The sequence below is a fragment of the Mesorhizobium sp. B2-6-2 genome, assembly GCF_006440615.1.
In the GTDB taxonomy this organism is placed as follows: domain Bacteria; phylum Pseudomonadota; class Alphaproteobacteria; order Rhizobiales; family Rhizobiaceae; genus Mesorhizobium.
Genome location: NZ_VFUG01000001.1, coordinates 944616 through 970892, shown reverse-complemented (window position 1 = coordinate 970892; position 26277 = coordinate 944616). Strand labels below are relative to the sequence as shown.

General features: G+C 64.9%; 18 protein-coding genes. 15 read left to right on the top strand and 3 right to left on the bottom strand.

The features are described 5' to 3' along the window. The first annotated feature begins 1 nt into the window (after position 1). The 12 genes from tssF to FJ419_RS04645 are packed head-to-tail and all read left to right on the top strand — an operon-like array spanning position 2 to position 15618. Positions 2-1876 carry a type VI secretion system baseplate subunit TssF gene (gene tssF, locus FJ419_RS04700; protein ID WP_140687994.1) on the top strand — a complete coding sequence of 625 codons (1875 nt, stop codon included), beginning with the start codon at positions 2-4 and terminating at the stop codon, positions 1874-1876. Beyond that, entirely contained in the window at positions 1840-2904 is a 1065-nt protein-coding gene (gene tssG, locus FJ419_RS04695; RefSeq protein WP_140687992.1) for a type VI secretion system baseplate subunit TssG, read from the top strand. The genes tssF and tssG overlap by 37 nt, the downstream gene beginning before the upstream one ends. Further along, a complete protein-coding gene (tagH, locus tag FJ419_RS04690) occupies positions 2904-4343 on the top strand; it encodes a type VI secretion system-associated FHA domain protein TagH (protein ID WP_140687989.1) in 1440 nt (479 codons plus the stop codon). The genes tssG and tagH (FJ419_RS04690) overlap by 1 nt, the downstream gene beginning before the upstream one ends. A 4-nt stretch (positions 4344-4347) precedes the next feature. Beyond that, positions 4348-4800: a type VI secretion system lipoprotein TssJ gene (tssJ, locus tag FJ419_RS04685; RefSeq protein ID WP_095765815.1), complete on the top strand. Its 453-nt coding sequence runs from the start codon at positions 4348-4350 to the stop codon at positions 4798-4800. Between the two features lie 35 nt (positions 4801-4835). Continuing rightward, positions 4836-6170, top strand: coding sequence for a type VI secretion system baseplate subunit TssK (gene tssK, locus FJ419_RS04680; protein ID WP_140687987.1), 1335 nt, complete (start codon positions 4836-4838; stop codon positions 6168-6170). A gap of 4 nt (positions 6171-6174) precedes the next feature. Further along, the gene (icmH, locus tag FJ419_RS04675) at positions 6175-7500 is read left to right on the top strand and encodes a type IVB secretion system protein IcmH/DotU (protein WP_140687985.1); all 1326 of its coding nucleotides are present in this window, start codon (positions 6175-6177) and stop codon (positions 7498-7500) included. Between the two features lies 1 nt (position 7501). After that, positions 7502-11041, top strand: coding sequence for a type VI secretion system membrane subunit TssM (gene tssM / locus FJ419_RS04670; protein ID WP_140687983.1), 3540 nt, complete (start codon positions 7502-7504; stop codon positions 11039-11041). Then, the gene (tagF, locus tag FJ419_RS04665) at positions 11023-11565 is read left to right on the top strand and encodes a type VI secretion system-associated protein TagF (protein ID WP_181170601.1); all 543 of its coding nucleotides are present in this window, start codon (positions 11023-11025) and stop codon (positions 11563-11565) included. The genes tssM (FJ419_RS04670) and tagF overlap by 19 nt, the downstream gene beginning before the upstream one ends. Next, positions 11565-12653, top strand: coding sequence for a DUF2169 domain-containing protein (locus FJ419_RS04660; protein ID WP_140687980.1), 1089 nt, complete (start codon positions 11565-11567; stop codon positions 12651-12653). The genes tagF and FJ419_RS04660 overlap by 1 nt, the downstream gene beginning before the upstream one ends. Continuing rightward, complete coding sequence (locus FJ419_RS04655; RefSeq protein WP_140687977.1) at positions 12650-13657, top strand: hypothetical protein; 1008 nt, start codon at positions 12650-12652, stop codon at positions 13655-13657. The genes FJ419_RS04660 and FJ419_RS04655 overlap by 4 nt, the downstream gene beginning before the upstream one ends. A gap of 11 nt (positions 13658-13668) precedes the next feature. After that, complete coding sequence (locus tag FJ419_RS04650) at positions 13669-14733, top strand: PAAR-like domain-containing protein (protein WP_140687973.1); 1065 nt, start codon at positions 13669-13671, stop codon at positions 14731-14733. A 9-nt stretch (positions 14734-14742) separates the two neighbouring features. Beyond that, positions 14743-15618 (top strand): hypothetical protein, encoded by an 876-nt coding sequence (locus FJ419_RS04645; protein ID WP_140687971.1) that lies wholly within the window; start codon positions 14743-14745, stop codon positions 15616-15618. Positions 15619-15649: 31 nt separating this feature from the next. On the opposite strand, the gene FJ419_RS04640 is transcribed toward FJ419_RS04645, so the two are convergent. Genes FJ419_RS04640 through tssI form a run of 3 tightly spaced genes read right to left on the bottom strand, consistent with a single transcriptional unit; the run spans position 15650 to position 19475 of the window. After that, entirely contained in the window at positions 15650-16717 is a 1068-nt protein-coding gene (locus tag FJ419_RS04640; RefSeq protein WP_140687969.1) for a HEAT repeat domain-containing protein, read from the bottom strand. Further along, the gene (locus tag FJ419_RS04635; protein WP_140687967.1) at positions 16717-17142 is read right to left on the bottom strand and encodes a DUF6484 domain-containing protein; all 426 of its coding nucleotides are present in this window, start codon (positions 17140-17142) and stop codon (positions 16717-16719) included. The genes FJ419_RS04640 and FJ419_RS04635 overlap by 1 nt, the downstream gene beginning before the upstream one ends. 8 nt (positions 17143-17150) lie before the next feature. Further along, positions 17151-19475 (bottom strand): type VI secretion system tip protein TssI/VgrG, encoded by a 2325-nt coding sequence (tssI, locus tag FJ419_RS04630; protein WP_140687965.1) that lies wholly within the window; start codon positions 19473-19475, stop codon positions 17151-17153. A gap of 307 nt (positions 19476-19782) precedes the next feature. Between tssI and tagH (FJ419_RS04625) the strand changes: the two genes are divergently transcribed. The 3 genes from tagH (FJ419_RS04625) to tssM (FJ419_RS04615) all read left to right on the top strand — a co-directional run bounded on the left by tagH (FJ419_RS04625) (position 19783) and on the right by tssM (FJ419_RS04615) (position 26221). After that, on the top strand, positions 19783-20862 hold the full coding sequence (gene tagH, locus FJ419_RS04625) for a type VI secretion system-associated FHA domain protein TagH (RefSeq protein WP_140687963.1): 1080 nt from the start codon (positions 19783-19785) through the stop codon (positions 20860-20862). Between the two features lie 296 nt (positions 20863-21158). Further along, positions 21159-22694 (top strand): type VI secretion system protein TssL, long form, encoded by a 1536-nt coding sequence (gene tssL / locus FJ419_RS04620; protein ID WP_140687960.1) that lies wholly within the window; start codon positions 21159-21161, stop codon positions 22692-22694. Continuing rightward, a complete protein-coding gene (gene tssM / locus FJ419_RS04615) occupies positions 22694-26221 on the top strand; it encodes a type VI secretion system membrane subunit TssM (protein ID WP_181170600.1) in 3528 nt (1175 codons plus the stop codon). The genes tssL and tssM (FJ419_RS04615) overlap by 1 nt, the downstream gene beginning before the upstream one ends. The last annotated feature ends 56 nt before the right edge of the window (positions 26222-26277 follow it).

The following is a 26277-nucleotide window of genomic DNA, read 5'->3' as shown; positions in this document are numbered from 1 at the left end:
GATGGATCGGGTCTTCGTGGAGTATTACGAAGAGGAACTGACCCATATCCGCGCGCTGGCCGCGGAATTCGCCGACATGCATCCGGCGGTGGCCCGCAATCTTTCCCTCGACACCGTCCCCTGTCCGGACCCCTATGTCGAACGGCTGCTCGACGGCGTGGCCTTCCTGGCGGCGCGCACGCGGCTGAAGGTCGACGCCGAGCGCTCGCGCTTCTCGCGCGCCGTGCTCGACGTGCTCTATCCCGACCTTGTGACGCCAGCGCCGGCGACGGCGATGGCCGTGCTGAAACCTGGACAGCAGGTGCAATCGATGATCGCCGGTCACCCCGTGGCGCGCGGCACGCGGCTGGTTTCCGGCCTGCATCCTGGGCTCTCGACGCGCTCAACCTTCACCACCGCGCAAGAGGTCACGCTGTGGCCGATCGCGATCAATTCGGTCAGCTATTTCCAGGACCGCAGTGCGCTGGCCGCCGCCGGCATCGCGCCGGTCGGCGGCGTGCGCGGCGAAGCGGCGTTCCGCATCGCGCTTACCCGGACCGGAAAGGGCAAGCTCAGCGAATTGTCGCTCGACCGCCTCGATCTCTATTTCGCCGGGCGCGCCAAGGCGCCGCTCATCTTCGACGCGATCTTCGGCGCCTGTTCGGCCGTCGGCGCGCGGGCGGAAGGCAAGACCAATCCGCTCACCGCGCTGCACGAGCCAGAAATGGTCGGGATCCACGACGATGAAGCGCTGATGCCGCGCACGCGGCCGACCTTCGAGGGATACCGGCTGCTGCGCGAATATTTCATGATCCCCGAACGCTTCCACTATATGCGCGTCGCCGGCCTGCAGCCGGTGGTGCGCAAATGCGACGGGGGAATGGAGATCATCTTCCTGTTCCGACGTCCGGTGCCGGAACTCGCCGATGTGACAGCGGCCGATTTCGAGCTGTTCGCAACGCCGATCATCAATCTGTTCGAACGCGAGTGCAACGTCATCGAGATCGATCCGCGGCGGACGCGCCAGGTGCTGCACGCCGACCGCACGCGGGCGCGCGACTTCGAGATATTCCGGGTCACCCGGGTGGAAGATGCCGACGCCGAAGGCAGCGAGGCGACAATCCCCGAACTGTTCAGCCTGGGGCAGAACCGCGGCAACGGCTGGGTCTATTCGACGGAGCGGCGTCCGCGCCGGGCCACGGAGGATGAGCGGCGCGACGGCCTGACCCGCACCTCCTACACCGGCGACGACGTCTTCCTCGCCATCTCGCGGCCGGCGGGCAGCCAACCCAACCGGGCGCTCAAGCGGCTCGACGTGATGGCGCTCTGTACCAACCGCGACCTGCCGATCCTGGACGATACGCCGTCGCTGACGCTGGAGACCGCCGACCCTGTGGAAGCGGTGCGGTTGCTCGGCGCGCTGCGGCCGCCGCAGCCGGCGATCCCGGCGGCGCTGCCGGCCGGCGCCGAAGGCGAATCCCGCGCGGACAACCTCGCCTGGCGGCTGGTGGCGCAGCTCTCGCTCAATTTCCTCAGTCTCGCCAAGGAAGGCCGCGGCGTCGATCCGCTGCATGCCTTGCTCGACCTCTATGCCGATCGCGGCGATCCGAGCCTTGCCCGCAACGTGCATTCGATCACCCGCGTCGACTCGCGCCCGGTGATCGAGCGGCTCAAGATCGACGGACCGATGTGTTTCGGTCGCGGCACCGAAGTCACGCTGCATGTCGACCAGTCGGTGCTGGCGGGCCAGAGCACGCTGCTGCTTTCGGCCCTGCTTGCGCGGCTGTTCGCCCGCCATGCCGGGATAAACGGTTTCGTGCGGACCCGTACGCGGCTGCTGCAGAAGCAGGAGGATGTGCCATGGCCGATGACGCCCGGCAATCGCTACCTGATCTAGCGCAGCCCGCCCCAGCCGAAGCCGACGCGCTGTCGGAGAGCTTCGACTTCTTTGAGCTGCTGCGCCGCCTGGAGCAGCGGCGCGGACTGTTCGGTCATTCCGGAACCGCCGACCGCGAGCCGGCAAGGCTCGGCCAGCATGTGCGGCTGAGCTTCTCGGCCAGGGACGTGATCAAATTCCAGGACGCTGGCGAAAAGGCTCCGGCGCGGGTGACCGTCGCCAATCTCGGCCTGCTCGGGCCGGAAGGACCGATGCCGCTGCATCTGACGCGCTGGGTGCTCGACCGGCTGTCGCAGCGCTGGTTCACCGGCGCCGACGCCCAGCAGACCAGCGACACGACCTTCGTCGATTTCGTCAACATCCTGCAGCATCGCATGATCGCGCTCTACTACCGCGCATGGGCCGATGCGCATCCGGCGGTGCAGATCGAACGTTCGGTCGGCGGGCGCGTGCGCGCCATGCTGGAGGCGATGGCCGGCATCGGCCTTCCCGGCACGCAGGATCCCGAGCTCGACACCGTGCGGCTGCGCCAGGCCGGGTCGCTGGCCAACCAGGTCGACGGCGCGGAGCGGCTGACGCTGTTTCTCGCCACGGCCTTCAAGGTGCCGGTTGAGATCAAGGAATTCGTCGCCGCCTGGATCACGATTCCCGCCGCGCTGCAGAGCCGCGTCGGCAAGGCCTATGCCGCGCTCGGCGGCGGAGCGACGATCGGCCCGCGCGTCTTCAGCCGGCAGAGCCGGATCGAATTGCGCGTCGGCCCGCTGAGCCTCGACGACTTCAAATCCTTCTTGCCCGGAGAACGGCGCCTGGCCCTGTTCAAGAAGGCTGTGCGCGACATGATCGGCGAAGCGCTCGACGTCGACCTGCGCATCGTGCTCGCGCGCGACGCCGTGCCGGCGCCGAAGATGGGAACCATCCAGCTCGGCCGGACCTCCTGGCTTTCGCGCCCCGCCGAAAAGGGCGACGCCGACGATCTCAGGCTGCGCACCATCGTCGGCTGGCGGCCGGACATGGCGGAGGCAGCCTGATGAGTCTGCTGCTGACCCTGGAACAAGGCCCGCGCTCGCAGGCGGTCAGGCAGGCCCGGCTGGACGAGGGCGAACTGGTGATCGGCCGCAGCGCCGATGCCGGCTGGCAGATCGACGACCCGGACATGTTCGTCTCGCGCGCGCACTGCAAGATCAGCGGCGGCCGCGAAGGCTATTACGTCACCGACATGTCGAGCAGCGGACTGTTCATCGACGATTCCGACAGCCCGCTCGGCACCGGCAGGTCGGCGCGCTTGCAGAGCGGCATGCGGCTGCGCATGGGCGACTATGTGCTTCATGTCGAGGTTCAACCCGGCGCCGGCCGCACCTCGATCGGCCAGGCGCCGATCGCCAACGCCGCGCCGGCATGGTCGCCACAATCGCGGACGCCAGCCAGCATCGGCGGCGACGACTTCTTCTCGGCCAAGGTCGAGGAGGAGCCGCAGCGGCCGCGCCCGGCCGGGCTGCCGGATCCGTTCGAGCAGCCTGTGCCGGGGGCTTACGATCGCGCTTCCAATCAGCGTAGCTCGCCCGCCTTCGACGATCCGTTCAGCCTCGACCCGGTGGCGACGCCGGCCTCGAACGACGAGCCTGTCGTCGGCAGGTCGGATCCGTTCGGCTTCGGCAACATGCCGTTGCGCAGCGATATGCCCGAACCCGCGGCGAAACCGTCCGGCTTCGACGATTTCAGCTTCGGGCCAGCCGCGACGCCCGCTTCCGGCAACAGTGCCGATCCAGCTGGCCGCGTCGAAAAGGCCGCCGAGAAGCCGCAGGCCGCCCGCCCATGGGAGACGCCGGTGCGGGCCGAACCCGCTGCGCCGCCGCGTCCCTCTCCCAAACCGTCACGTCCGACGCAACCGGCGCCCAGCGACATGGCATTGCGCGCGGCGTTCCTGCGCGGCATCGGCGTCGAGGAGGCCGATTTCCCCGGACGCGACGCGATCGCCGAAATGGAGAAGTTCGGGCGCGAATACCGGCTGATGCTCGACGGCCTGATGCAACTCCTGCGCAAGCGCGCCGAGGAAAAGGGCAGCGCGCGCGTCGCCCAGACCATGGTCGGCGCCTCCGAGGTCAACCCGCTCAAATTCCTGCCGACGGTCGAGGACGTCATCGTCACCATCATCGCGGAACGCAGTCCCGGCTTTCTCTCCGGCGAGGCGGCGATCGGCGACGCGGTGAAGGACCTCGCGCAGCACCACGTGCGCGCCTGGCGCGGCGTGCAGGCGGCGCTGCGGCGCATGATCGACCGCTTCGATCCGGCCGCGATCGAGGAAGAGCTCAAGTCCAATTCCGCGATCGGCAATCTGCTTGCCGGCGGGCGCAATGCCAAGCTGTGGGAGCTTTACCAGAAACGCCATCGCGACATCGCCCAGAGCGCGGAATCGAGCTTCCTGGGCGAGATCGGCGCAGATTTCAGGGATGCATATGAAGAGGAGTAGGGACATGATCGACAGACGTGAATTCATCGTCGCCATTGGCGCGACGGGGCTGCTTGCGGCTTGCCAGAGCGGCCCGCCGAAACCATCGGTCATCTCGGTCAACGTGACCGGTGGCGCCGGCATGAATCCGGGACCGGGCGGCGGCGACAGGCCGGTGACCGTGCTTGTGATGCGGCTTGCCAGCACAGGCAAGTTCAACTCGGCCGATTATTTCGCGCTGCAGGGCGATGCCGGCTCGGCGCTAGGCGCCGACCTCATCGGATCGGACGCGATCTCGGTCGCTCCGGGCAAGACGGCGGCCAAGACCATCACGGTCGAACCGAACGCGACGGCGCTCGGCTTTGTCGCGCTGATCCGCGAGCCCGGCGGACGCAACTGGCGCACGACCAAGTCGGTATCGCCGGGGTCGAAATTCACCATCAACGTCAGCCTCGGCAAGGGCGGCATTTCCGCCTAGCAGACTGACGACAAGGCAGTGCAGAGAGCAGTGGCATGAGCGACGCAAACAGGGTGCTGTGGTCCGAGGGACTCTTCTTGAGGACCCAGCACTTCCAGCAGCAGGACCGGTTCTTTGAGGGGATGGTGCGCGGCGCCTTGCAGGCCGGCCAGCTCCATACGTTCGGGTTCCAGCAGCTGACGCTCGACCAGTCGCTGCTCGATGCTGGCCAAGTGTCGATCGTCTCCGCCCGGGGCATCTTCCCGGACGGCACGCCCTTCTCCATCCCGGAGCTGATGGACGCGCCGAAGCCGCTGCCGGTCACCGCCGACACCGGCGCCGGGCCGGTGCTGGTAGCGCTGCCGCTGGAGCCGCCCGGCGGCGTCGGCTTCGATCCGGCGCATGCCGCATCGACGGGCGCGCGCTACCACGGCAAGATCGTTGCGGTGCGCGATGCCGTGCAGGGCGGCGCCGATCCGGAGGAGATCGAGATCGCCCGACCGCAAGCGGTGCTGCTGGCGCCCGACAAATCGGTCGGCGGCTACACGGCGCTGCCGATCGCCGACATCAAGGGCCTGCGCGCCGATGGCGGCGTCTCGCTCGACCAGGCCTTTTTGCCGCCGACGCTGATCACCGGCGCCGTTCATTGGTATCGGCAATTGCTGCAGGAGGTCGTCACCGGCCTCGACCAGATCGCCGAGGCGCATGGCAAGATGGTGATGGGCGGCGCCGGCCGCAGCATCGAGGACCTTTTGATGCTGCATCTCGCCAACGCCGCGCGGCCGCGCCTTGCGCACATGCTGGCGCAGGATGTCTTCCATCCGGCCGAGCTCTATCTTGAGCTTGCCGGCCTCGCCGGCGAGATGGCGACCTATGGCTCGAGTTCCAGGCGGCTCGGCGAATTGCCGGCCTACGACCACATGGCGCCAGGACCCGCCTATATGGCGCTGGCCGACGCCTTGCGTTCGCTCATCCTCAGCCTGCGCTACATCGAGCCGAAATCGCGCGCGCTGCCGGTCATGCGGCACGCGACCAATGTCTGGAAGGTGCGCATCGACAACCCGAAGCTTTTGGTCGCCAGCCGCATCGTCATCCGCGTCGGCTCCGAGCTTTCGGAAGATGCGCTGCGCAAGATCTTCGTCAACCAGGCGACGGTCGGCTCCGCCGATCAGTTCGAAGGACTGTGGAAGTCGCGCCTGCCGGGCATTCCGTTGAAACCGCTGCATTCGCAACCGCGCGAGATCCCTTATGACGGCGACAGGCTGTGCCTGGAGCTCGACCAGAAGAGCGAGCATTGGGCTTCGCTGCTCGACGCCCCCGGCTTCGTCATCGGCGTTTCCGGTGTGCTGCCGAGCGAGCCGCAGGTCGACTGCTATTCGGTGAACAGGTGAGGCCATGAGCCGGGATGATCCTTTCGGACTGTCGGAGGATCGCGAGCGCACCCGCATCCGCCTGACAGGTGCGGCGCCCCGGCCGATGGCGCCGCTGGCGCCGGGCGCGCCGGTCAAGCGGGCGCGCGCCCATCCAAACACACTGATCAACATCTTCGCGCCGCTGCTTGAATTCGCGCCGGAACTCGAAAGCGCGCTTGCGCCGGAGAACCCGGAAGTGATGCGCACGCGCCTGCTCGACGAGCTGGTGCGGGCGCGCGATGCCGCTGTCGCCGCTGGCTCATCGCTGGAGCGCGCCGACCAGGCAGCCTGGGCGGTGGCGGCGCTGCTCGACGATCTCGCGCTCAACACGCCGTGGGGCGGAGCCAGCGCCTGGCCGCGCCAGCCGCTGGTGGTCATGCTGCGCGGCGACGTCGATGCCGGCACCCAGTTCTTCACCCGCCTCGACGAGCTGGAGCGGCATCCCAACCGCGACCGCGAGATGCTGGAGCTGCAATATTATTGCCTGGCGCTCGGCTTCCGCGGCAAATACCGGGTACCCGGCCGCGCCGGCGACCGCTCGCTCAATGCCGTGCGCGTAGCGGCGGCGCGCTTCCTGCGCAATGCGGACGCCGAGGACGCACCGCTGTCGCCGAACTGGAAAGGCGTGATCGCCTCCGACGAGCCGCAGCGCTTCATCGTGCCGATCTGGGTGATGGCGCTTGCCGCGATCGTCGTTGCCGCGGCCGCCTATATCGGCCTGTCGATGGGCCTGAGCAGCCAGGCGGTCGAGCTTTCCGCGCTGGTGCGCACGCTGCCGCCGGCCTCGCGCGGCGACATCACCCGCGCGGCGCCCAAGCAGGATGCGCCCGCACCCGAGCCGCAGCCGGTCGATTTCGCGCTGCTGCCGGAATTCAAGGCCGAGGCGCCGGACAACCTCAAGGGGGCGCTCAGCGGCACCGAGAGCGTCTCGCTGGCCAAGCTGGTCATCCAGTCCTCCAATCCCGAGCTCTTCCAGTCCTCCCGGCCGACGCTGACGGAAGGCTACGAACCGCTGATCGCGGCGATCGCCAAGGTGATCCTGGACAATAAGGAGCTGATCGGAAAAATCACCGTCGTCGGCCATACCGATAATGTGCGCCTGCAAAAGTCCAACCCGCTGGCCAGCAACCAGCGTCTGTCGGAAGCGCGCGCCGAAACCATAGCCAAGCTTCTGGTGCAAGCCGGCGTGCCGCAAGAGAGCATCTCTTCCGAGGGGCGCGCCGAAACCGATCCGGCGGCCGACAACTCGACGCGCGAGGGCCGCGCGCTCAACCGGCGCGTCGAGGTTCTGGTCGAGAAGAGGCTCTGAGATGTTCATCCTGCGCTTCCTCTGGGCCGTCATCACATCGCGTTTTCTCTGGACGCTGATCGGCATCGCGCTGCTTTCGCTGCTGATCTGGGTGTTCGGCCCGATCGTGCAGGTCGGCCCTTACGTGCCGTTCGAATCCGACAATGTGCGTATCGCCATCATCGCCGGGCTGATCATCCTGTGGCTGATCTGGCTGATCGTCGCGCAACGCCGCGCGATCCGCGCCAACCGCATGTTCGTCGCCGAGATCGCGGCGCCGGTCGCCGAAAAGCAGCTTACACCCGGCGAGGAAAGCGTTGCGGCCGTCGGCGCCAAGTTCGGCGAGGTGATGGCGGAGCTGAAGCGCCGCAAGCTCGGCGGCAGAAAATTCCTGCGCGAGATGCCCTGGTATGTGATCGTCGGCCCGCCGGCCACCGGCAAGACCACGGCATTGCGCCAGTCCGGCCTCAATTTCCCGATCGACCTCACCGACGATCTGCAGGGCGTCGGCGGCACGCGCAATTGCGACTGGTTCTTCTCCGAGAGCGCGGTGTTGATCGACACAGCGGGCCGCTACGTCCAGCAGGAAAGCCAGCCGGATGTCGACGCGGCGGAGTGGCTGGGCTTCCTCGACCTCCTGAAGAAGCATCGGGGCCGCCGCGCGCTCAACGGGGTGATTGTGGCACTGTCAATCGACGCGCTTTCGGAAGGCGACGACGCGATCAAGGCGCATGGCCGGAAAATCCGCCGCCGGCTGGCGGAGCTTAATGACCGGCTGGAGATCCGCCTGCCCGTCTACCTGATGCTGACCAAGGCCGATCTGATCAAAGGGTTCGAAGCGTTCTTCGGCGGCTTGTCGACCACGGCGCGCGAGCAGGTGTGGGGAACCACTTTTCCGCTCGAGGCCCGCGTCAACGCCGGCACGATCCAGACGGAACTCGCCAGGCTTGCCGCCGAACTGGAGCGGCGGCTGGTGCCGCGGCTGGAGGATGAGGACAAGCTCGGCCAGCGCGCCGAGATCTTCCGCTTCCCGGCGCAGCTTGCCAGCCTGTCCGAGCCGATCCAGGTGCTGGTCGAGGCGATGTTCGGCGAGAGCCGCTACGAGGAGGCCGCCTGGCTGCGCGGCCTCTATCTGACCTCGGCGACGCAGGAAGGCGCACCGATCGACCGGCTGACCGCGGCGCTGTCCTCTTCTTTCGGGCTGCCGCCGCGCCGCGCCATGCCGGCGGCGCGCGTCGAGAAGCGCAGCTTCTTCCTCAGGAATCTGCTCACCGAAATGATCTTCAAAGAAGCCGGCCTCGGCACATTCGATCCGCTTGCGCAGCGCCGCCGCGCCTGGATCTGGCGCGGAGCCGCCGCCGCCTGTGCGCTCGCCGCCCTGCTCGCCGGCGGACTGTTCACCTGGTCCTATCTCGACAACCGCAATGCGATCGCCGAACAGGCCGGCCAATTCGAGGCGCTGCAGGCGCCGCTCACGGACGTCGCCGCCATGCCGGCTGCGGTCGAGCAGCCGACAATGGACGGCGCGCTGGCGGCGATGGACGCGGTGGCCACGGCCCGCACGGCACCGCCGGATGCCGTCCACAATCTGCTCGGCCCGACCGGCTCGGCCGAGCTGGTGCGCGCGCAGACCGATACCTACGACCATGCGCTGCGCAACGTGCTGGAGCCCCATATGGTCGCGCTGCTCGAGGCGACGATGTGGCGGCAGATCCGCGATCCGGATTTCATGCTCGGCGCGCTAAAGACCTACCGGATGATGACCGGCCTATCGCAGATGGACACCGATTTCGTCCAGAACTGGTGGGTGAACAGTTTGCCGCAATTCGCGCCGGCCGCGCCCTTCCCGACCGCGGACGCCGAAGAGCACCAGCTTGCCGCGATCCGCCGCATGGCCGTCGACGACAGCTACATCGCGCCGGACAAGGAACTGGTCGCCGAGGCGCTGAAGACGGTGTGCACGATCTCGCTACCGGAGCGCGCCTACAAGCAGTTGCTTGCCGACCCCGAAGTGGCAGCCGTCAAGGAATGGGTGCCGGCCAATTTCGCCGGACCGAACGGCGCCAAGGTGTTCGCGCGCCGCTCCGACAAGACGCTGCGTGTCGGCGTACCGGGTCCCTACACCTATGCCGGCTTCCACGACGCGATCCTCGACCGGGTCGAGGATGTCGCCGGACAGGCCGCGCTCGACCGCGCGGTATTTGCCGGCGGCTGTTCGGAGAATTCAGAGACATCGGTTTCGGCGCTGTCGGAAGATATTCTGAAGCTCTATTACGACGACTATATCGCGCAGTGGGATAGTTTCCTGCGCGACATGCGGCTGGCACCGCTGACCGATCTCAACGTCGCCAGCGAGAACCTCAAGGATCTTTCCAGCGCCGACTCCGCGTTGAAGCGCCTGTTGACGGCGGTGGTGCAGGAGACGGACCTGACCCGCTCCGACGACGCGGCGGCCGACGACAAGAGCGGCGCCGCCAAGACCGGTTCGAAGCTGCTCAGCAAGCTCGGCAAATTGGGCAAGGTGGTAAAGACGGGCGCGAAATTGCTGCCCCGCGCGGGCTCGGCCGATCAGGTCGACATGACCGGCAGCCTGGTGGCCGAGCATTTCAAGCCGCTCAAGGGCACGATCGCGCAGGTCGATGGACAACCGCCGGCGCTCGACGCCGCCATCGTGGCGCTGACGGCGCTGTCCAACGTGCTGCAGACGGTCACCGCCAACCCAAATCCGCAGGACGCCATCAAGAAGCAAGGCGGGCTGGCCGAACTGACCGGCGCCGTCGCCAGGCAGGCGCAGATCCTTCCCTCGCCGATCAACGACTGGCTGGGCGGCATTGCCGGCGACACAAGCGGCCTGTCGCAGAAAGCCGTCACCAACGAGCTCAACGCCATCTGGCGCGCCGACATCCTGCCCTTCTGCCAGGCCGCGCTCAACAACCGCTATCCGTTCAGTCCCGACAGCGCCGTAGATGTCAACGTGCGCGACTTCCAGCGCCTGTTCGGGCCGACCGGGCTGATCGACGCCTTCACCAACGACCACCTGATCAACTATGTCGACACCGCCAGCGAGCCGTGGAAATGGCGCGCCGATTTCGGTCTCGATCCGGCGGCGCTCGCCGCCTTCGAGCAGGCGCGCCACATTCGCGACGATCTCTTCCCCGGCGGCACCGGACCGGTGATGAATTTTACGCTGGAGCCGAAGGATCTGTCGCCCAACGTGGCGCGGGTGACGCTCAACCTCGATGGCCAGAACCTCGTCTACTACAACAACGCAACCAGGCCGCAGCCGATGACATGGCCCGGCAAGGACGGCACCGGCGTGATCTCGCTGGCCTTCCAGCCGGTCGACGGCTCGCCCGAAGTGATGCTCAACGAGACTGGCAGCTGGGCGTGGCTGAGAATGCTGCGCGGCGGCCGCTTCAACGCGACCAAGCTCACGGACGTCTACAGCCTGCGGCTCGGCACCAAGGGGATGTGGGCCGATTTCGAGCTCAAGGCGGCCAGCGTCGAAAACCCATACACGCTCGAAATGTTCAAGAAGTTCACATGTCCGCCGCAGATCTGATCCTGCCCGGCTTCTACGGCAAGATGCCCGCCGCCGGCGATTTCGTCACGCGCCGGCTGCCGGGCGATTTCGTGCGCGTGTGGGACCGCTGGCTGGCGCAACATATCGTGCCGCTGTTCGGGGTAGAAACCTGGCCGGTGGACACGGCGCTGCGCTTCCTTAGCGGCCCCGCCGCATTCGGCACCTCGGCGGGCATCGTGCTGCAAAGTGCTGACCGGGTCGGCCGGCAATTTCCGTTGAGCGTCGTCGCAAGGCTGTCGGAAGCACCCCTCAAGCTGGCTTATGCAGACGCGTGGTTCGAAGGGGTCGAGAACGCCGCCCTGGCCGCGCAACGCGGAGAGCTGACGCCCGATGAACTGGACGCGGTGCTTGCTGCCCTGCCCGTTCCGCCTGTCGACGGCGAGGGCGATGTCATCGACGATCTCGTCATGTGGGCGGCGCATACGGATATTTTCGATGTCGATCCGCAGGCACCGCAAAAGACGGTGGAGCAGATCTTCGCCGCGAGTTGGGAGACCAGCTGATGTTCGTTAGCCAGAACACCACCCCGTTTCTCGCCGAGACTTTTCCCTATCAGGATAAGCATTGCGTGAAGTTCTGCGTCGCGGTCGTTCGCGCGACATTCGATGTCGATGAGCAAGGCAACTGCACGCCCAGCAAAGCGCAGTCGCCTTTCGTATACGCCGATACTCATTACGGCGATCCGGAGTTCACCTCCATCCGCGTCGAAACCGACTTCGCTCCCGTCAAGCCCAAATGCGAGGTCCTGCTCGACGCGATGGCGATGGCACCGCGGGGGCAGCAGGCCGAATCGGTCGAAGTGCGTCTGGTCGGCCCGGGATTGGACAAGCGCGCGTTGGTTACCGGCCAAAGGCGCTGGTTCCGAGGCGGCCTGGGCATCCAGGCGTCGCGACCGACGCCCTTCGTTTCAATGCCGTTGGCATGGCACCTTGCCTTCGGCGGAACCGATCGAACGGATCCAGACCCGGCGAAGCATCGCAGCGACGCCATCAACCCGATCGGCAGCGGCTACCTTGTCGGCCAGAGCAGCATCGATGGAACCCCGCTGCCGTGCGTCGAGCACCCGGATTCCCGAATGCGCATCTGGAACCACCGGCCAAAGCCGATCGGCTTTGGTCCCGTGCCGCGTTTTGCCAAGGAGCGCGCTCGCTATGCCGGCACCTACGACAAACACTGGATGGAGAACGTGCTGCCGTTCCTGCCGCAGGATTTCGACGACCGCTACTTTCAGGCGGCGCCGGAAGACCAGTGGCTCGACAGATTGGGCGAGGGAATGGTCTTCGGCTGCATCGGCATGAACGCTCGAGGTCGGTTTGGGGTAAGACTGCCGAGACTGTCAGTGCCGGTGCGCTTCGTGTTCGACGACCATTTGGAACGAAAGACGATGGTGCCTGATACTCTCATCATCGTTCCGCACGAGAGCAGAATCGTGCTGGTGGGCCGGGTAGGCTCGAAGCTGCCGCGCAAGTTCGTGAGACTTGAGGAGGTTCAAGTCGGCAACGACCTCATCCCCCGCGTCGGCGAAAAACCGCACTATGCGGGGCTGGGAGTCGCAGTTGCCGCTCTGAGGGAGATGAGGCGCCTGAAATGACGGTCATTTCCTGCCTTAGCCTCGTCTCGCCGGTCGGCTATTCGGCGGGGAGCACGGCGGCCGCGATGCGGGCAAACATAGCGTCGTTCGCTGAACTTTCCTATCGCGACGCCGACGGCGAGCCAATACGTGGGGCGTCAGTGGACGCCCTGCCAGCGACGATGCGCGGCCGCGATCGCGTCGCTGCCCTGACGCGTCTGGCCGCCGACCAGGTCGACCCAAAACAGGCGGACCGGCTGCCTTGGGGCAAGATGCCGATCATCTTGTGTACGCGTGAACCGCAGGTTCCAGGCGCGCGCCTCAACGGCATTGTGGGCGGGCTGGCGCTGCCCAATGGCGCATCCCTCGCCGGACCGCATTCCGTGCATGTGACGGAAGGAGCCGTGTCCACCTTCGTCGGCATCTGGCACGCACGCAAGCTGCTCGCCGAACGCAAAGTTCCCGCCTGTATCATCCTGGCCGTGGACACGCTCATTGATACGCGCACCCTCGGCTGGCTCGACAAGGCGGGCCGTCTCAAGACGAGCATCGTCACGGACGGCCTCATTCCTGGCGAGGCGGCGAGCATCTCGGTCGTCAGCGCTCGTCCGCTGCTCGAATCACATGTGACGGTGCATGGTCTCGGCTTGGCGCGCGAGACCGCGACAGTGCTCAACGAGGAGCCGTTCCGCGCGGACGGCCTGGCCTCTGCGCTGCGGACGGCCCTTGCGGAAGCCAGGGTGGAGATTCACGATGTTGCCTTCCGCATATCCGACGTCGCCGGCGAATCCTACGCTTTCGAGGAACTGGTGCTAGCGCAAATGCGGGTGATGCGCACAGTCAGGCCGCAACAACTGGTCTGGCTGGCGGCGAGTTGCATCGGCGACTGCGGAGCGGCTGCGGGTTCCATCCAGTTCGCGTGGGCCGAGCAAGCCTTCCGGCGCGGCTATGCGCCCGGGCCTTCCGCGGTGCTCTACGGCAGTTCGACGTTTGGCAGCCGCGCTGCGGCGATCGTTACCGCATAGGGTCGAGAGAGATGACCAAGAACGTCTTCGCGGAAAAATGGGAGATTGCCGGAACGAACGGTATGAACAAGTCGATCGCGCGGTTTCCGGATGTCTGCCTGTCGCCGCCATCCCCACCGGCCGGGCCCATCCCAATTCCCTACCCCGACACGTCGTTCTCCAACAATCTGAAGGAAGGCTCCGAGACTGTGCTGATCGGCGGCAAGCCCGCCGCGCTGGCCCAGAAATCCTACTACAAGGAGCCGATGCTCGGAAACGAGGCCGCAACCCGCGCGTTCGGATCTTCGGTCGTGACCCACCAGATCACCGGCAAAACCTATTTTCAGGCCTGGTGCATGTCGGTGAAGTTCGAAGGCAAGAACGTCTGCCGGCATTTTGACATCACGACGAGCAACCATGCGTCCTATGTTGGCGCGACGCCGCCGGCGCCAGCGCTCGAGACGCTGAATGCAAAGGATGCCAAGGCGGCCGCCAAGGCCGGGAAATGCCCGTGCTGCGGTGGCCCGCTGCACGAATGGCAGAAGGATCCTGCCACCGGCAAGGCCTATCCCGTGGTTAAGGAAAAGACGTTCTGGACGAACAAGATCAAGAAAATGAGGGCTGGTACCCCGGCGCAGATTGCTAACAAGGCTCTTTACGAAACCAAGCTGAAGAGGATGTTGCAACTTAAAGCAAAGCATCGCCGACTGCGGAAAGCCGGCAAACCGGCTTGTCCCAATGTACACAACAATGACAATCAGGGTTGTGCGATGTACTTCGACATTCCGAAGGGCGCGAGAACCTCGGCGGGCGATACACCGGCGCAGAATGCCAAGGTGGCCTTCGAAGCTACCGGAGTGAAGGACGGCTGCATTCTTGCCTGGGAAACGGGGAAAGGCTCGCCCATTAGAAGAGGGCCGAATGCTGTCGCCGGGAAGAAGTCCTACCATTCCTTGAATCACTTAACACCTCACATGGCCGGCGGATGCAACGAGCCATCAAACGTGTGTCCACAGGATGTGATGGATGCGGGTGAGTGCCAGGAGATCGAGGACGCGCAGTCTGTTCTTGAGAACGTAAACGACTGCATTCCATAAGGCGTTATAATGTCTAAATACATTCAAGTTCCAGAATCCACTCTCAAGACTCTTTCGATAGGATTTTATGTTCCTGGAGTCGATTTGCGTTCCTATGATCCATCCCGTTTGCTTGGAAGCGATGAAATCTGGGAACAGATAGCAGGCCTCTTTCTGGCCTGCGAGTCGGGTGACTTTTCCGCGTTGCGCCGCATTCCCGCAATCATGAAGGGCAGTGATGCCTATCTCGTCTGGCGAGCGGTCACTAATTTGGCTGGCTTGGCCAGCACCTTTGGCTTTGTGAAGGACGTCTTCGAGCCGTTCGAGAAGGATGGCTCCGGATCGGAGTACTTCATGGCAACGGCTTTGGGCCTGACGCTAGACCGGGACGCTATCCGGATGCTGCTGACCCTGCACAATGACGCATCGGACGAAGAGACCCGCTATCAGATCGAGAGAGAGTTGTCGTATCTGCTTGAGGACATCAACGGACCCATAAGCAGGGGTGCCGACGAGTCCATCGAATCCGAGGATAGAGATACCGTTCACATCATCAATCGGGAGAGGTACTTTCTCAAGGTGGAGGACGCGTTATCGCTGATGCTAGGCCAGCTTCCGGGTCCCAATACCCCCATCCTCGGCGGTAAGGTTTTCGACGTGATCAAGCTCGCAAGGCAGCTGCTTGAACGGGTGGCCAGCGCAGCGCCGGAAATAGGCCGCATCCACCGGCACCGTCTCATTTTCGAGGCCGCCACCGGCGTGAACTGTGCCGCCTTCTTTGACAGTCCAGTCAAACTCAATTCGCTTCAGGCGACGGCAATACTGGAGACATTCCTGGATAGCGACGACGTCAGAAGATTTGCCCCGGGGCAGAGGTATTTTTTCGGCCATCCCCTCGGGGCCTGATCCAACTGGAAATGAGAGTTGTAACCTCGTTTCAGTCGCGTAGGGCGCCGGCCGCTCTGCCCCATTCAGCAACCTTATCGGCGAGCGGCACCCGTACGATGCTGTCGCTGAAGTAGTCGACGAAGTCCGGGCCAACCTCCGTCATGTCCGCGGAAGACAGCTCATCCCAGGGAGCTTCCGGAAACAATTCCGCAAATGACGCGCCCGCTGCGATCGATACCGGCGGCTCGCGCATCCTCTCAACAAGCCAGCCAAGCCGGCCACGATCGCCCCACATGCCGATGCTGCGAACCGCGATTGAGGCGGTCTGGGGCGATTGCATTAATCCGCCGAGCCATGCCCGAACTTCCGTTTCAGGCCCGCCCTTGATCGCGGCGCGAAGCGCTATCAGTCTGTCCTTCCCTGGCGTTTCAACCGCTGCCCTCAATGCGTTTTGCGCCAACCGGGCGTGACCCAGTTCAACCAGCGACCATGCCGACCAGAATCGCGCACTTTCGTCGGAATCGTTGAGCGCAGCGTTCGCCTCGCCGGCAAGATCAGTTCGTTTTAGAACGCCCACCAGACGCAAGCCCGCCGCACGAACGCGGGGATCTGGATCGCGGGCTAGCCGCGGCAGCAGGTACTTTGGATCGACCGAATGAGCCAGACATGCAGAAACGCCGAGAAAGCGCTTGAAGGCGTCGGCGTCGGTGATCCAATCCCTCACATGTGGTCCGATTCGGTCGGCCGCATGCCACCGCAGCGCGCCGATGAACCCGTCCGGGCTCGGTGTCAGCTCGCGGGCATGCCCCACCGCTTCTGACAGCCTGACTGGATCGTTGAACTCGATCGCAGTCCAGGCAAAGGCAAACAGTTCGCCGCTGTCAGGATAATCTTGCAGTTGCTGATGCAGGCTCGGCCACGCGGCCTGGCCTGCGATGCGCAGTCCGTCCATGTTGGCTTCGATACGGTCGTCGATATCCTTGGCCGCCACCGCCGCGGGCGGCTCTTGCGCAAGAAGGCTCTCGCGCTGCACCCAAAGAAAGGCCACCAGTTCCGCGTGCTGCCTGACCACAAGGCTAGCGATGCGGGGGCGATGGAAGCTTTCGACGGGCGACATCAGTTCAGATTGATCGAGCCGCCACGGATATAATTTGGCCCGCTGGAGTGGCTGATCAAGTATGTACCGCGGATGACGATCTGCCCATCACTATCCATCACGATGGATGCCTTGCCGCAACGCAGTTCGAGCCGATCATTGGCGCGGATGCGTACACGCTTGCCGTCGCTGATAACCTCGACGCCGGGCCTGCGCGCCGGCTCGACGATGCGACCGACGATCAGCGGCTTGCGCGGATCGCCCTCCTGGAAAAGCAACGCCACCGCCTTGCCGACCATGTCGGAAGACAATTCGCTGAGGCAGCGCGCAGGCTGCGCCGTTTCCTCGGGATTGCCGGCAAAGACCACGAGGGGTACGCCTTCTTCGCCGAACCCCATGAAAACTCCGATCACAACGCCATCGATCGTGCTCTTGACTCTGCCCATCACGTCCCTCAATTCTCGTTGATCTTCGAGCCTTTGATGATGACATCGCTCGACGCCTTGACGTTGATTTTCCCTGAACCCGTCACCGTGATGTCCTTGCCGTCGATGATGATGGTACCGTCCTTCTTCATCACGATCTTGGAGCTGCCGCACTTGAGGGTAATGTCGTCGGCTGCTTCCACTGACAGACTCTTACCGACCTTGATGCCGGTATTCTCCTTCACGTCGGTAAGGCTGCCTTTCGCCACCTTCAGGATGTAACCGCCTCCGACGTCGGTGCTGTCGTTCGACTTAATGTTGGCGGCGCGCGAGGCACCCACGTCTATTGCCTGTGACGCTGCGATCGCTACTGTCTGTCCGGCGCCGATGCTGATGTCTTGTCCCGCACCGATGGTCCACGAGTCGCCGGCACCGATATTGTGGCTTTGGCTGATACCGACGCTCACCGACCGTGTCGCGCCGATCGTGTTCGTCTGCGAGGCGCCCACTGTCCTCGCTTCGGCCGCCCCCACCGTGTCCACGCGCGCGACAGCCACCGTGACCGTCTGGTTGAGCCCGACCGTCTGCGAATGGTTGGCGTCGATGTTCTCCGTCGAGTTGGCGACGACATGGATCGTCTCGTTTGCCATCACCGTCAGCGAGCGATTCTTGCCCACCGTCTCGGTGTCGTTGCTGCCGATATTCGTCGTCTGGTCGACGCCGATCTTGACCGTCTTGTTGTTGCCGACGTCTTCATCGAGGTTGTGGCCGACGGAGTGCTTGGCGTCGTGGTCGATGCGGTCGGACTGGTCGTGCTGGACCGTCTTGTTGCGGTCGTGCTTGATCAGCAGGTGATGGTCCTTCTGGGCCTGGAAATTGACCAGCTCGGAGCCCGCCTTGTCCTCGAACATCAGCTCGTTGTAACCGCCGCCGCCTTTCGAGGAATTCGACTTCCAGCCGGATTGCGTGGCGTTGCTCGGCAGCCCGTAGGGCGGCATCTGCGAGGCGTTGTAGACGCGGCCGGTGATGATCGGCAGGTCCGGATTGCCTTCGATGAAATCGACGATGACCTCCTGGCCGATGCGAGGGATCTGGATGAAGCCCCAGTTGCTGCCGGCCCAGGTCTGCGAGACGCGCACGAAACAGGAAGAGTTCTGGTCCTTCTTGCCGAGCCGGTCCCAGTGGAACTGCACTTTCACCCGCGCATATTTGTCGGTGAAGATCTCCTCGCCCGAAGGGCCGACGACGGTCGCGGTCTGCGGACCGCGCATGATCGGCCGCGGCGTGATGCGTGGCGGGCGATAGGGCAATTTGGTGGGCGCAACGCCAAGCACGACCTTGAAATTCTCGTTGTGGGCCTCGTTCTGGGTCCGATAGCCGGGGTCGAACAGCCGGTATTCGGCGCTGACCACCAGATAGTCCTGATTCTGGTCGTCTCGCGGAAAGCTCTCCAGCGTGAACTTGCAGCCGGAAAAAAGGCCGCGCACCGTGCCGACCGCCGTGCTGTGCTGGTGCACGGCCTGAAGCTCCTCGCGACGGATCCCGGCGATCTTGTCGCCGCGCCCGACATCGAGATGCGCGCCGGGCTGGCGATAGTTCTCGCCCGAGGCTTCCTTGTGGGCGAAAGGCTGGGCGGATTTCGCCATCAGATCGGCGCCAGGCTTCTCGAAATCATAATCCGTATGGGCATAGGCGCCCGGGCGCACCGCGCTGCCCGGAATCCACTCGGTGATGTATTCGACATCGCGCCGCGAGGCCTGGCCCTCGAAATTGTAAAGCACCTTCTCGTAACCGGGCGCCGGCTTCAGCTTGCTCATCGCATCGCAGAGGATGAGCGTGTGCTTGCCCTCGTCATGCTCGAAGAAATAGAAGATGCCCTCGTGCTCGAGCAGTCGCTCCACGAAATCGAGATCGCTCTCGTCGTACTGAACGCAATATTCGCGCTGGGGATAGGACCCCTGCAGCCGCTTCTCGAATTTGGCGATGCCGTATTTCGAGAATATCTTCTCGACGATCTCCACCGCCGTCATGTTCTGGAAAATGCGGCAATCGGTGGTGTTGCCGAGGAACCAGAGCCATGGTCTGACGGTCGCCTCGTAGAAGGCCAGCCGGTCCTCGATGCGGGTCAGCTTGAAATCCGACACGAGGCCGCTGAACCAGCGCTTCGGATCGGATTCGCCCTCGACCGAAACGACGCCGCCCAGCATCTTCAACGGGTCGATGTCGCGGTTCTTTGAGACGAAGCCGACCGTATAGGCAAAACAGCGGCTGATCTCATCGCGGCCGATGAGATGGGTGAAGGTCAGGTCGGCGCCAGCCGGCGTCTGCACAACCGTGGCGCGTTCGTTCGGCATGGTCGTGCCCCTCCTGGACGCGGCCGCCAGTATGATGGATTGAAGCCCCCGCTATGTTAACCGCATCACGTTCGGGAACTTTTCACGCCCACCGCACCGGACCGCTTTCAGCCTAGCACATGTTTGGCGGCCGCCAAATAACAGCCGTGGCTAAACTGCCCATGCGCCGGTGTGAAACGCTCCTCTCCCGCCGCGCTCGCAAGCTGCTAGAATGTCAAAGCAATTCCAGGAAAGCAGCGTTGGCGTTTCCGCCTGGAATTGCGCGGAAAAATAAGCATTTATTGACCAAGTTGGGCGACGCTTCCGGATGTTCATCTCGCTCCAGATCAGCAATGTCGACAGGCTGCCGGCCGGCACCGCCGCCAGCTACGCCGCCCGCGACCGCAGCTTCGAGATCGGCCGCGAGAATTGCGACTGGACGCTGTCGGACCCGGACAAGTTCATTTCGGGCCGGCACTGCGAGGTCCGCTACCAGGCGGGCTCGTTCTGGCTCTACGATCTCTCGCGCAACGGCACTTTCGTCAACGGGTCCAGCCAGCGCATGAGCGGGCCGCATAGGCTGGCCCAGGGCGACCGGCTGCTGATCGGCCGCTATGTCGTCGGCGTTTCGATCGAAGACGAACAGGCCCCGACCGGACATCCGCAGACCAGGACGGGATCGACGCAGCGCGAGCTGCCGCCCTCGCCCGGCGGCCCGTCGGTTCCCGGCCATGAGCCGATCTTCAGTCGGGCGGAGCAGCGCCCGACCGGGGCGGCGCCCGTCTCCAGATCGTCGGCCCCGCAGCCCGGTCCGGCGGCCCCCGCCAATCGGCCGGCCGAAGCGGACGCGATGCTGCGGGAGATCGCCAGGGCAGCGGGCATCGCGCCTGACTTGCTGCAATCGCGCGACCCGCACGATCTCGCCGCCGAGATCGGCTCCGTGCTGAGGACCACTGTCGAGCAGCTATCGCTGCTGCTCAAGGCGCGCGCGGCAGCAAAGGTGCTCGCCAAGAGCGCGCACCGCACGATGATCGGCGCCGAGGACAACAACCCGCTGAAATTCGTGCCGGGCATCGACGACATCTTGGAGATCATGTTCGCCAAGCGCAGGGCCGGCTATCTCGATGCCAGGCGCAGTGTCGAGGATGCGTTCCGCGACCTGAAGGCGCATGAGATCGCGACCTATGCCGCCATGCAGGCCGCGCTGTCCAGGCTGCTTGACGACCTGTCGCCGGAGGCGATCGCCAGGAAAATCCCGCCGGCGTCCTTCTCGTCCAGGAAGAGCCAGGCCTGGGATGCGCTTGTCGCGACCTGGCGGACGATGGAAGACAAGCACGAGAACGGCATGCTGGATGTCTTCCTCGCCTATTTCGCCGAAGCCTACGCCAAGGCCGACAAGCAGAAATAGCCGCACGGCACAGACCCCGCCAACCGTATGTGACGGGTCTCATAGAAGAAGCTGCCCCTTCGAGCATCTTGCTCTGCGATTTCAATCGGCGGGCCGTTTCAATTGGGTATCCGGGCGACTAGAATGCCCAGGGACGCTTGCCCGGCGGGCAAAGCGGCGTGGCTTGGGGCGTGTGCAGCAATGTCATGTTTCGGCGAGATGAGCCTTTCCATGCGGCCCGCCGCTGAGGCTCAGGCTGGAACGCGTTTTCCCGGGCAAAAACCTGCTCATTGCAATTCGACGGCGGGTCGCCGCCGATGAGCTCGAAGGACGATCTCTCCAGGCCGGCGGACAAGACCGTCATCCGCGCGCCGAGGCCGAAGCAGAAGCCGCTTGCGGCTCCCGAGAGGTCCAGTCCGGAAGGCGCACGTCCTGCCCCACCGCCCACCCGCGAAGCGACAGTGTTCGACCCCGGCGGCGGCCGACAGATGCCAACCGGCTGGTCATCCGAAACCGTGCTGTTTCAGGGCCCAACCCCGGCAGCAGAGGCCAATGCGACGCCGGGGCTGCCGCAGGATGCCCTGCTCGCCGCCGCCGAGGGCGTGCAATACGCCGCAACAAATCCGATCCTTGCCTCGGCGGCGCCGCTGCTGATGCTCTTCGGCCAATTGCGGCTGATGCCGGTCGAACGGCAAGCCGCGCCCTTGGCGGAGCGTATCGCCGACGCGATCGAGACCTTCGACCACGCGATCGCCAAAGCCGGCGTAGCCGAGGAAGACGCACGCATCGCCAAATTCGCCCTTTGCGAAACCGCCGACGACCTCGTCGGCAATATACCTTGGCCGGACAAGGACAGCTGGCTTCAGCACAGCCTGGTGGCGCAATTCTTCCACACCCAACCGACGGGCACGGGCTTCTACGAAGCGTTGAACAAGATTCTCGCGAGGCCGGAAGCGCATTACGACCTGCTCGAACTTATGCATGCCTGCCTGTCGCTTGGCTTCGAAGGCCAGTATCGGGGGCTGGCGGGCGAACGAAACATGCTCGAACGCGTCCGGCGCGACGTCTACGACACGCTGCGCTACTTCAAGCCGCGCGCCAACGACGACGTCTCGCCACGCTGGCAAAGCATGGCGGCGGCGTTGCCGAAGCCAAGGGCGCGGCTGCCGCTCTGGGCGGCAGCGGCCGCCGCGGCGACGCTGGTGACGGCGGCCTTCTTCGGATTGCGGGTGCTGATCACCGATGAAGGCGACGCGACCGCCGGCGAATTGCTGGCGCTCAACCCGTCGACGCCCGTCACCATCGAGCGCGCCAGCGTGGCGGCGCCCACTGAGCCGGTGCTAGCCAGCCCGCCGCCGCCCGCGGTTCCGGACACCACCCAGATCGACCGCATCCGCGCCGCACTTGCCAAGGAGATCGCCGGCGGCGGACTGCGCGTCGGCGAGAAGGGCGAGTTCATCGTCATCGAAATCAACAACCAGCTTTTGTTTGCGCCCGGCCAGGCGGAGGTGAAGCCGCAGTTCCAGCCTGTCGCGGCCGACATCGCCACGGCGCTCGACGCTGAACCGGGCTCCATCAATATCATCGGCCACACCGACAATGTGAAGCCGAAGAAATCGAGCACGTTCAAATCGAATTTCGATCTTTCCGTTGCCCGGGCGAAGGCCGTCCAGGCGACGATGGCCAAGCAATTGAAGGACCCGTCGCGGCTGAGCGCCGACGGCAAGGGGGAGGACGAACCGATCGCCGACAATGGCACGGCGGAAGGCCGCGCCAAGAACCGCCGCGTCGACGTGATGATCCCGAAACAGGAGACCTTGCAGACGAGCGCGGCGGCGGAGAACGGCAACTGATGCGCTGGATGCTGCGGATCTTCAGCTTGGCTGCGCTTGCCGGTTTCTCCGCGGCAGTCTGGTATGCCGGGCCGCTGATCCGCTTCGCCGATACACGCCCGCTTGGACCGGTGTGGCTCAGGGCCACGATCATCGGCGCCAGCGTTGCGGTGCTCGTCCTGTTCTACGGGATCCGCTTTTGGCAGCGGCGCGGGGCGCAGAAGGCGCTCGAAACGGCCATCGTGCGCGGCGATGAGCGCAACGACGATTCCCAGGTGCTCGAAGCGCGCATGAGCGAAGCGATCGCGACGCTGAAGCGGACGAGCGGCAAGCGCAATTTCCTCTATGACATTCCCTGGTACATCATCATCGGCCCGCCAGGCGCCGGCAAGACGACGGCGCTGGTCAATTCCGGACTGAAGTTCCCGCTGGCCGGCTCCGGCAGCGCGCAGCCGCTGGCCGGCGTCGGCGGTACGCGGTCCTGCGACTGGTGGTTCACCGACGAAGCGGTGCTGATCGACACGGCCGGCCGCTATACGACGCAGGAATCGGACCGCGAGCACGACAAGGCAAGCTGGCTCGCCTTCCTGGGACTGCTCAAGAAGCACCGCACCAGGCAACCGATCAACGGCGTGATCCTCGCCATCAGCCTTGCCGACCTGATCGGCTTCGACGACCGGCAGCTCGACGCGCATGTAACCGAGATCAGGAGCCGCCTGCGCGAGCTGCACGAGACGCTGAAGGTCCAGTTCCCGGTCTATCTGCTGTTCACCAAGGCCGATCTCATCGCCGGTTTCATGGATTATTTCGGCGATTTCGACGAAGCGCGCAGGCGCAAAGTGTGGGGCGCGACATTCCAGACCGCCGACCGCACCAAAAACATGGCCGGCGAGGCGCCCGCGGCCTTCGACGAACTGGCGAAGCGGCTCGCCGAAGAAGTCGCGGATCGCTTGCAAGAAGAGCCCGACCCGGTGGCGCGGATCGCGCTGTTCGGCTTCCCCGCCCAGTTCGGCACGTTGAAGAACCGGATAACGCAGTTTGTCGGTGGCCTGTTCGACACCTCGAGGTCGCAGGTCAATGTCAGCCTGCGCGGCCTCTATTTCTCGTCGGGCACACAGGAAGGCACACCCTTCGACCAGGTGCTGGGCGCGATCGGCCGCAGTTTCGGCAGTGCCTCGAAGGCGCATCTTTCCGGCGCCGGCAAGAGCTTCTTCCTGCACGACCTGCTTGCCAATGTGATCTTCCCGGAATCGGGCTGGGTGTCGTTCGATCGGGCGGCCGAGCGGCGCGCGAAGCTCGCCAGGTTCGGCGGCCTGGCCGCGATCGCGCTGGCGGCAGTGGCGACGCTCGGCATGCTTGGTCTCAGCTTCTTCGCCAACAAGGCGCTGATCGCTTCCACACGCCAAGCCATGGCGCATTATCGCGACAGCGCCGATAGCCTGCTCAAGAGCACGACGGTGACCGACGTCGACCTCGAGAACGTCATCAGTCCGCTCGACCAGTTGCGCAGCCTGCCGGCCGGCTTCGAGAACGGCGAGCAGGGAAAGCCTGTCGAGGAGACGTTCGGGCTTAGCCAGCGCGAGCGGCTGCTGTCGGCCTCCAAGACGGCCTATCGGCAAGCGCTGGAGCGGACCTTCCGCTCGCGGCTGCTGGTTCAGGCCGAGCGGACGATCCAGGCCAGGATGGCCGATCCGATCGCGCTTTACGAGCCGCTCAAGATCTACCTGATGCTGGGCGGCAAGGCGCCGAAGGTCGACGACGAGCTGATCGTTTCCTGGATGAGGCAGGACTGGGAAGAGAACCGCTACCCCGGCGAGAACAACCGCGAAGGCCGCGCGCAGCTCGAAAAGCATTTGCGCGCCATGCTTGCGCTTGACGACGCCTATGATCCAACCTTTGCGCTCAACCAGCCGCTGGTCGAAGCCGCGCAGCGCTCGCTCGGACGCATGAGCCTCGCCGACCGCGCCTCGGCGCAGATCAAGTCGGCGGTCTACGCCGCTAGGCTGCAGGATTTCTTCATCGCCGCGAAAGCCGGTCCGGAAGCGCAGCTGCTGTTCGAGCGCACGGATGGCAGCGAGCTCGCCGATCTTCACGTCCCCGGCCTTTACACGCGTGCCGGCTTCAATCGCTTCTTCCTGCCGCAGCTCTCGCGCATCGCGCAGATGCTCGTCGACGACCAATGGGTGCTCGGCGGCGGCGGCGAACAGGGCGGCATCGACCAGGACCTGCCCAAGCTCGGTCCCGAGCTCATCGACCGCTACGGCAAGGAGTTCGCCGCCGCCTGGAACGGCGTGCTCGACCAGCTGAGGCTCAAGGCGATGCTGAAGGACAAGCCGCAATATCTGGCGCTCTCCGCCCTCGCGGCACCGGACTCGCCCCTCGACCAGCTCTTTACCGCGATTGGCGATGAAACCGCATTGACGAAGGACAGCGGCACCGAGGGCGATATCGGCACGGCGCAGCAGGATCCAGCCAGCATGGCCAAGGGCTTGGCCCGCATCGGCCTGCAGATCGCCGGCGGCAAGTCGCAGAGCCGCGCCGGCGCAAGCTCGGCCCTTGCGCAGAATGCCGGCGCGAGCGTCGAGGCGCAGTTCCGCTCGTTCCAGGCGCTGGTCGGCGGGGCCGCCGGGCACCGGCCGCTCGATGCGCTGACGCAGAACTTCCACGACATCTTCCAGAGCCTGAAACTCGCGGCCGATGTCCCCACACAGACCGAACGCGTCAACGCCAATTTGCAACTGCAGATCTCGACGCTAAGAGCCAATGTCTCGCGTCTGCCCAAGCCGCTGGCGCGCATGGTCAACGCGGCGGCGGACGAGCTCGAAGGCAACGTCGCCGAGGCCTCCGTCGCCAACCTCAACCAGAGCCTCGACCAGACGGTGACGCGCGTCTGCGAAGAGGCAGTCAACGGCCGCTATCCCTTCACACGCGACGGCAGCGACGAGATCTCAATGGCGGATTTCACCAAGCTGTTCGCGCCGGGCGGCCTGATGGACCGCTTCTTCGCGCAGAACCTCGCGCCGCTGATCGACATGACCGGCCAGGAATGGACCTGGAAGCAGGATGCGCGTTCCAGCAAGGACCTTGCAAAATCAACCTTGAAGGCGTTCCAGTCGGCGGCGGAAATCCGCAGCGCCTTTTTCCCATCCGGTGGCTCGGTGCCCTCGGTGTCGATCACGATAACGCCCACCTCATTGAACAGCGAAGTCGACAGCGCTTTGCTCGACGTCGACGGGCAGACGGTCCAGAGCGCCCAGGCCGGCAACGCGCCGAGCATCGTGACATGGCCGAGCGGCGCCGCTTCCGGATCGGCGAGTCTCAGCCTCGTGCCGGAAATGCCCGGCCGCGAGTCGGTGCTGAAGTTCGAAGGGCCATGGGCATTGAAGCGGCTGTTCGACAAGGCGACCCTCACCGGCGACGGCGCCAACACCGAAGCGCGCTTCGTGATCGGCGGACGCGATGTCGCCTACACCATCCAGGCCGGCTCGGGCGCCAATCCGTTGCTGCTGCCGGCCTTGTCCGGCTTCAGCTGTCCGAAGGCGTTCTGAGATGGTCGGTCCCAGCCTTCATTTCGGTACTCTAATACATACGCTTGTGGCAGAGT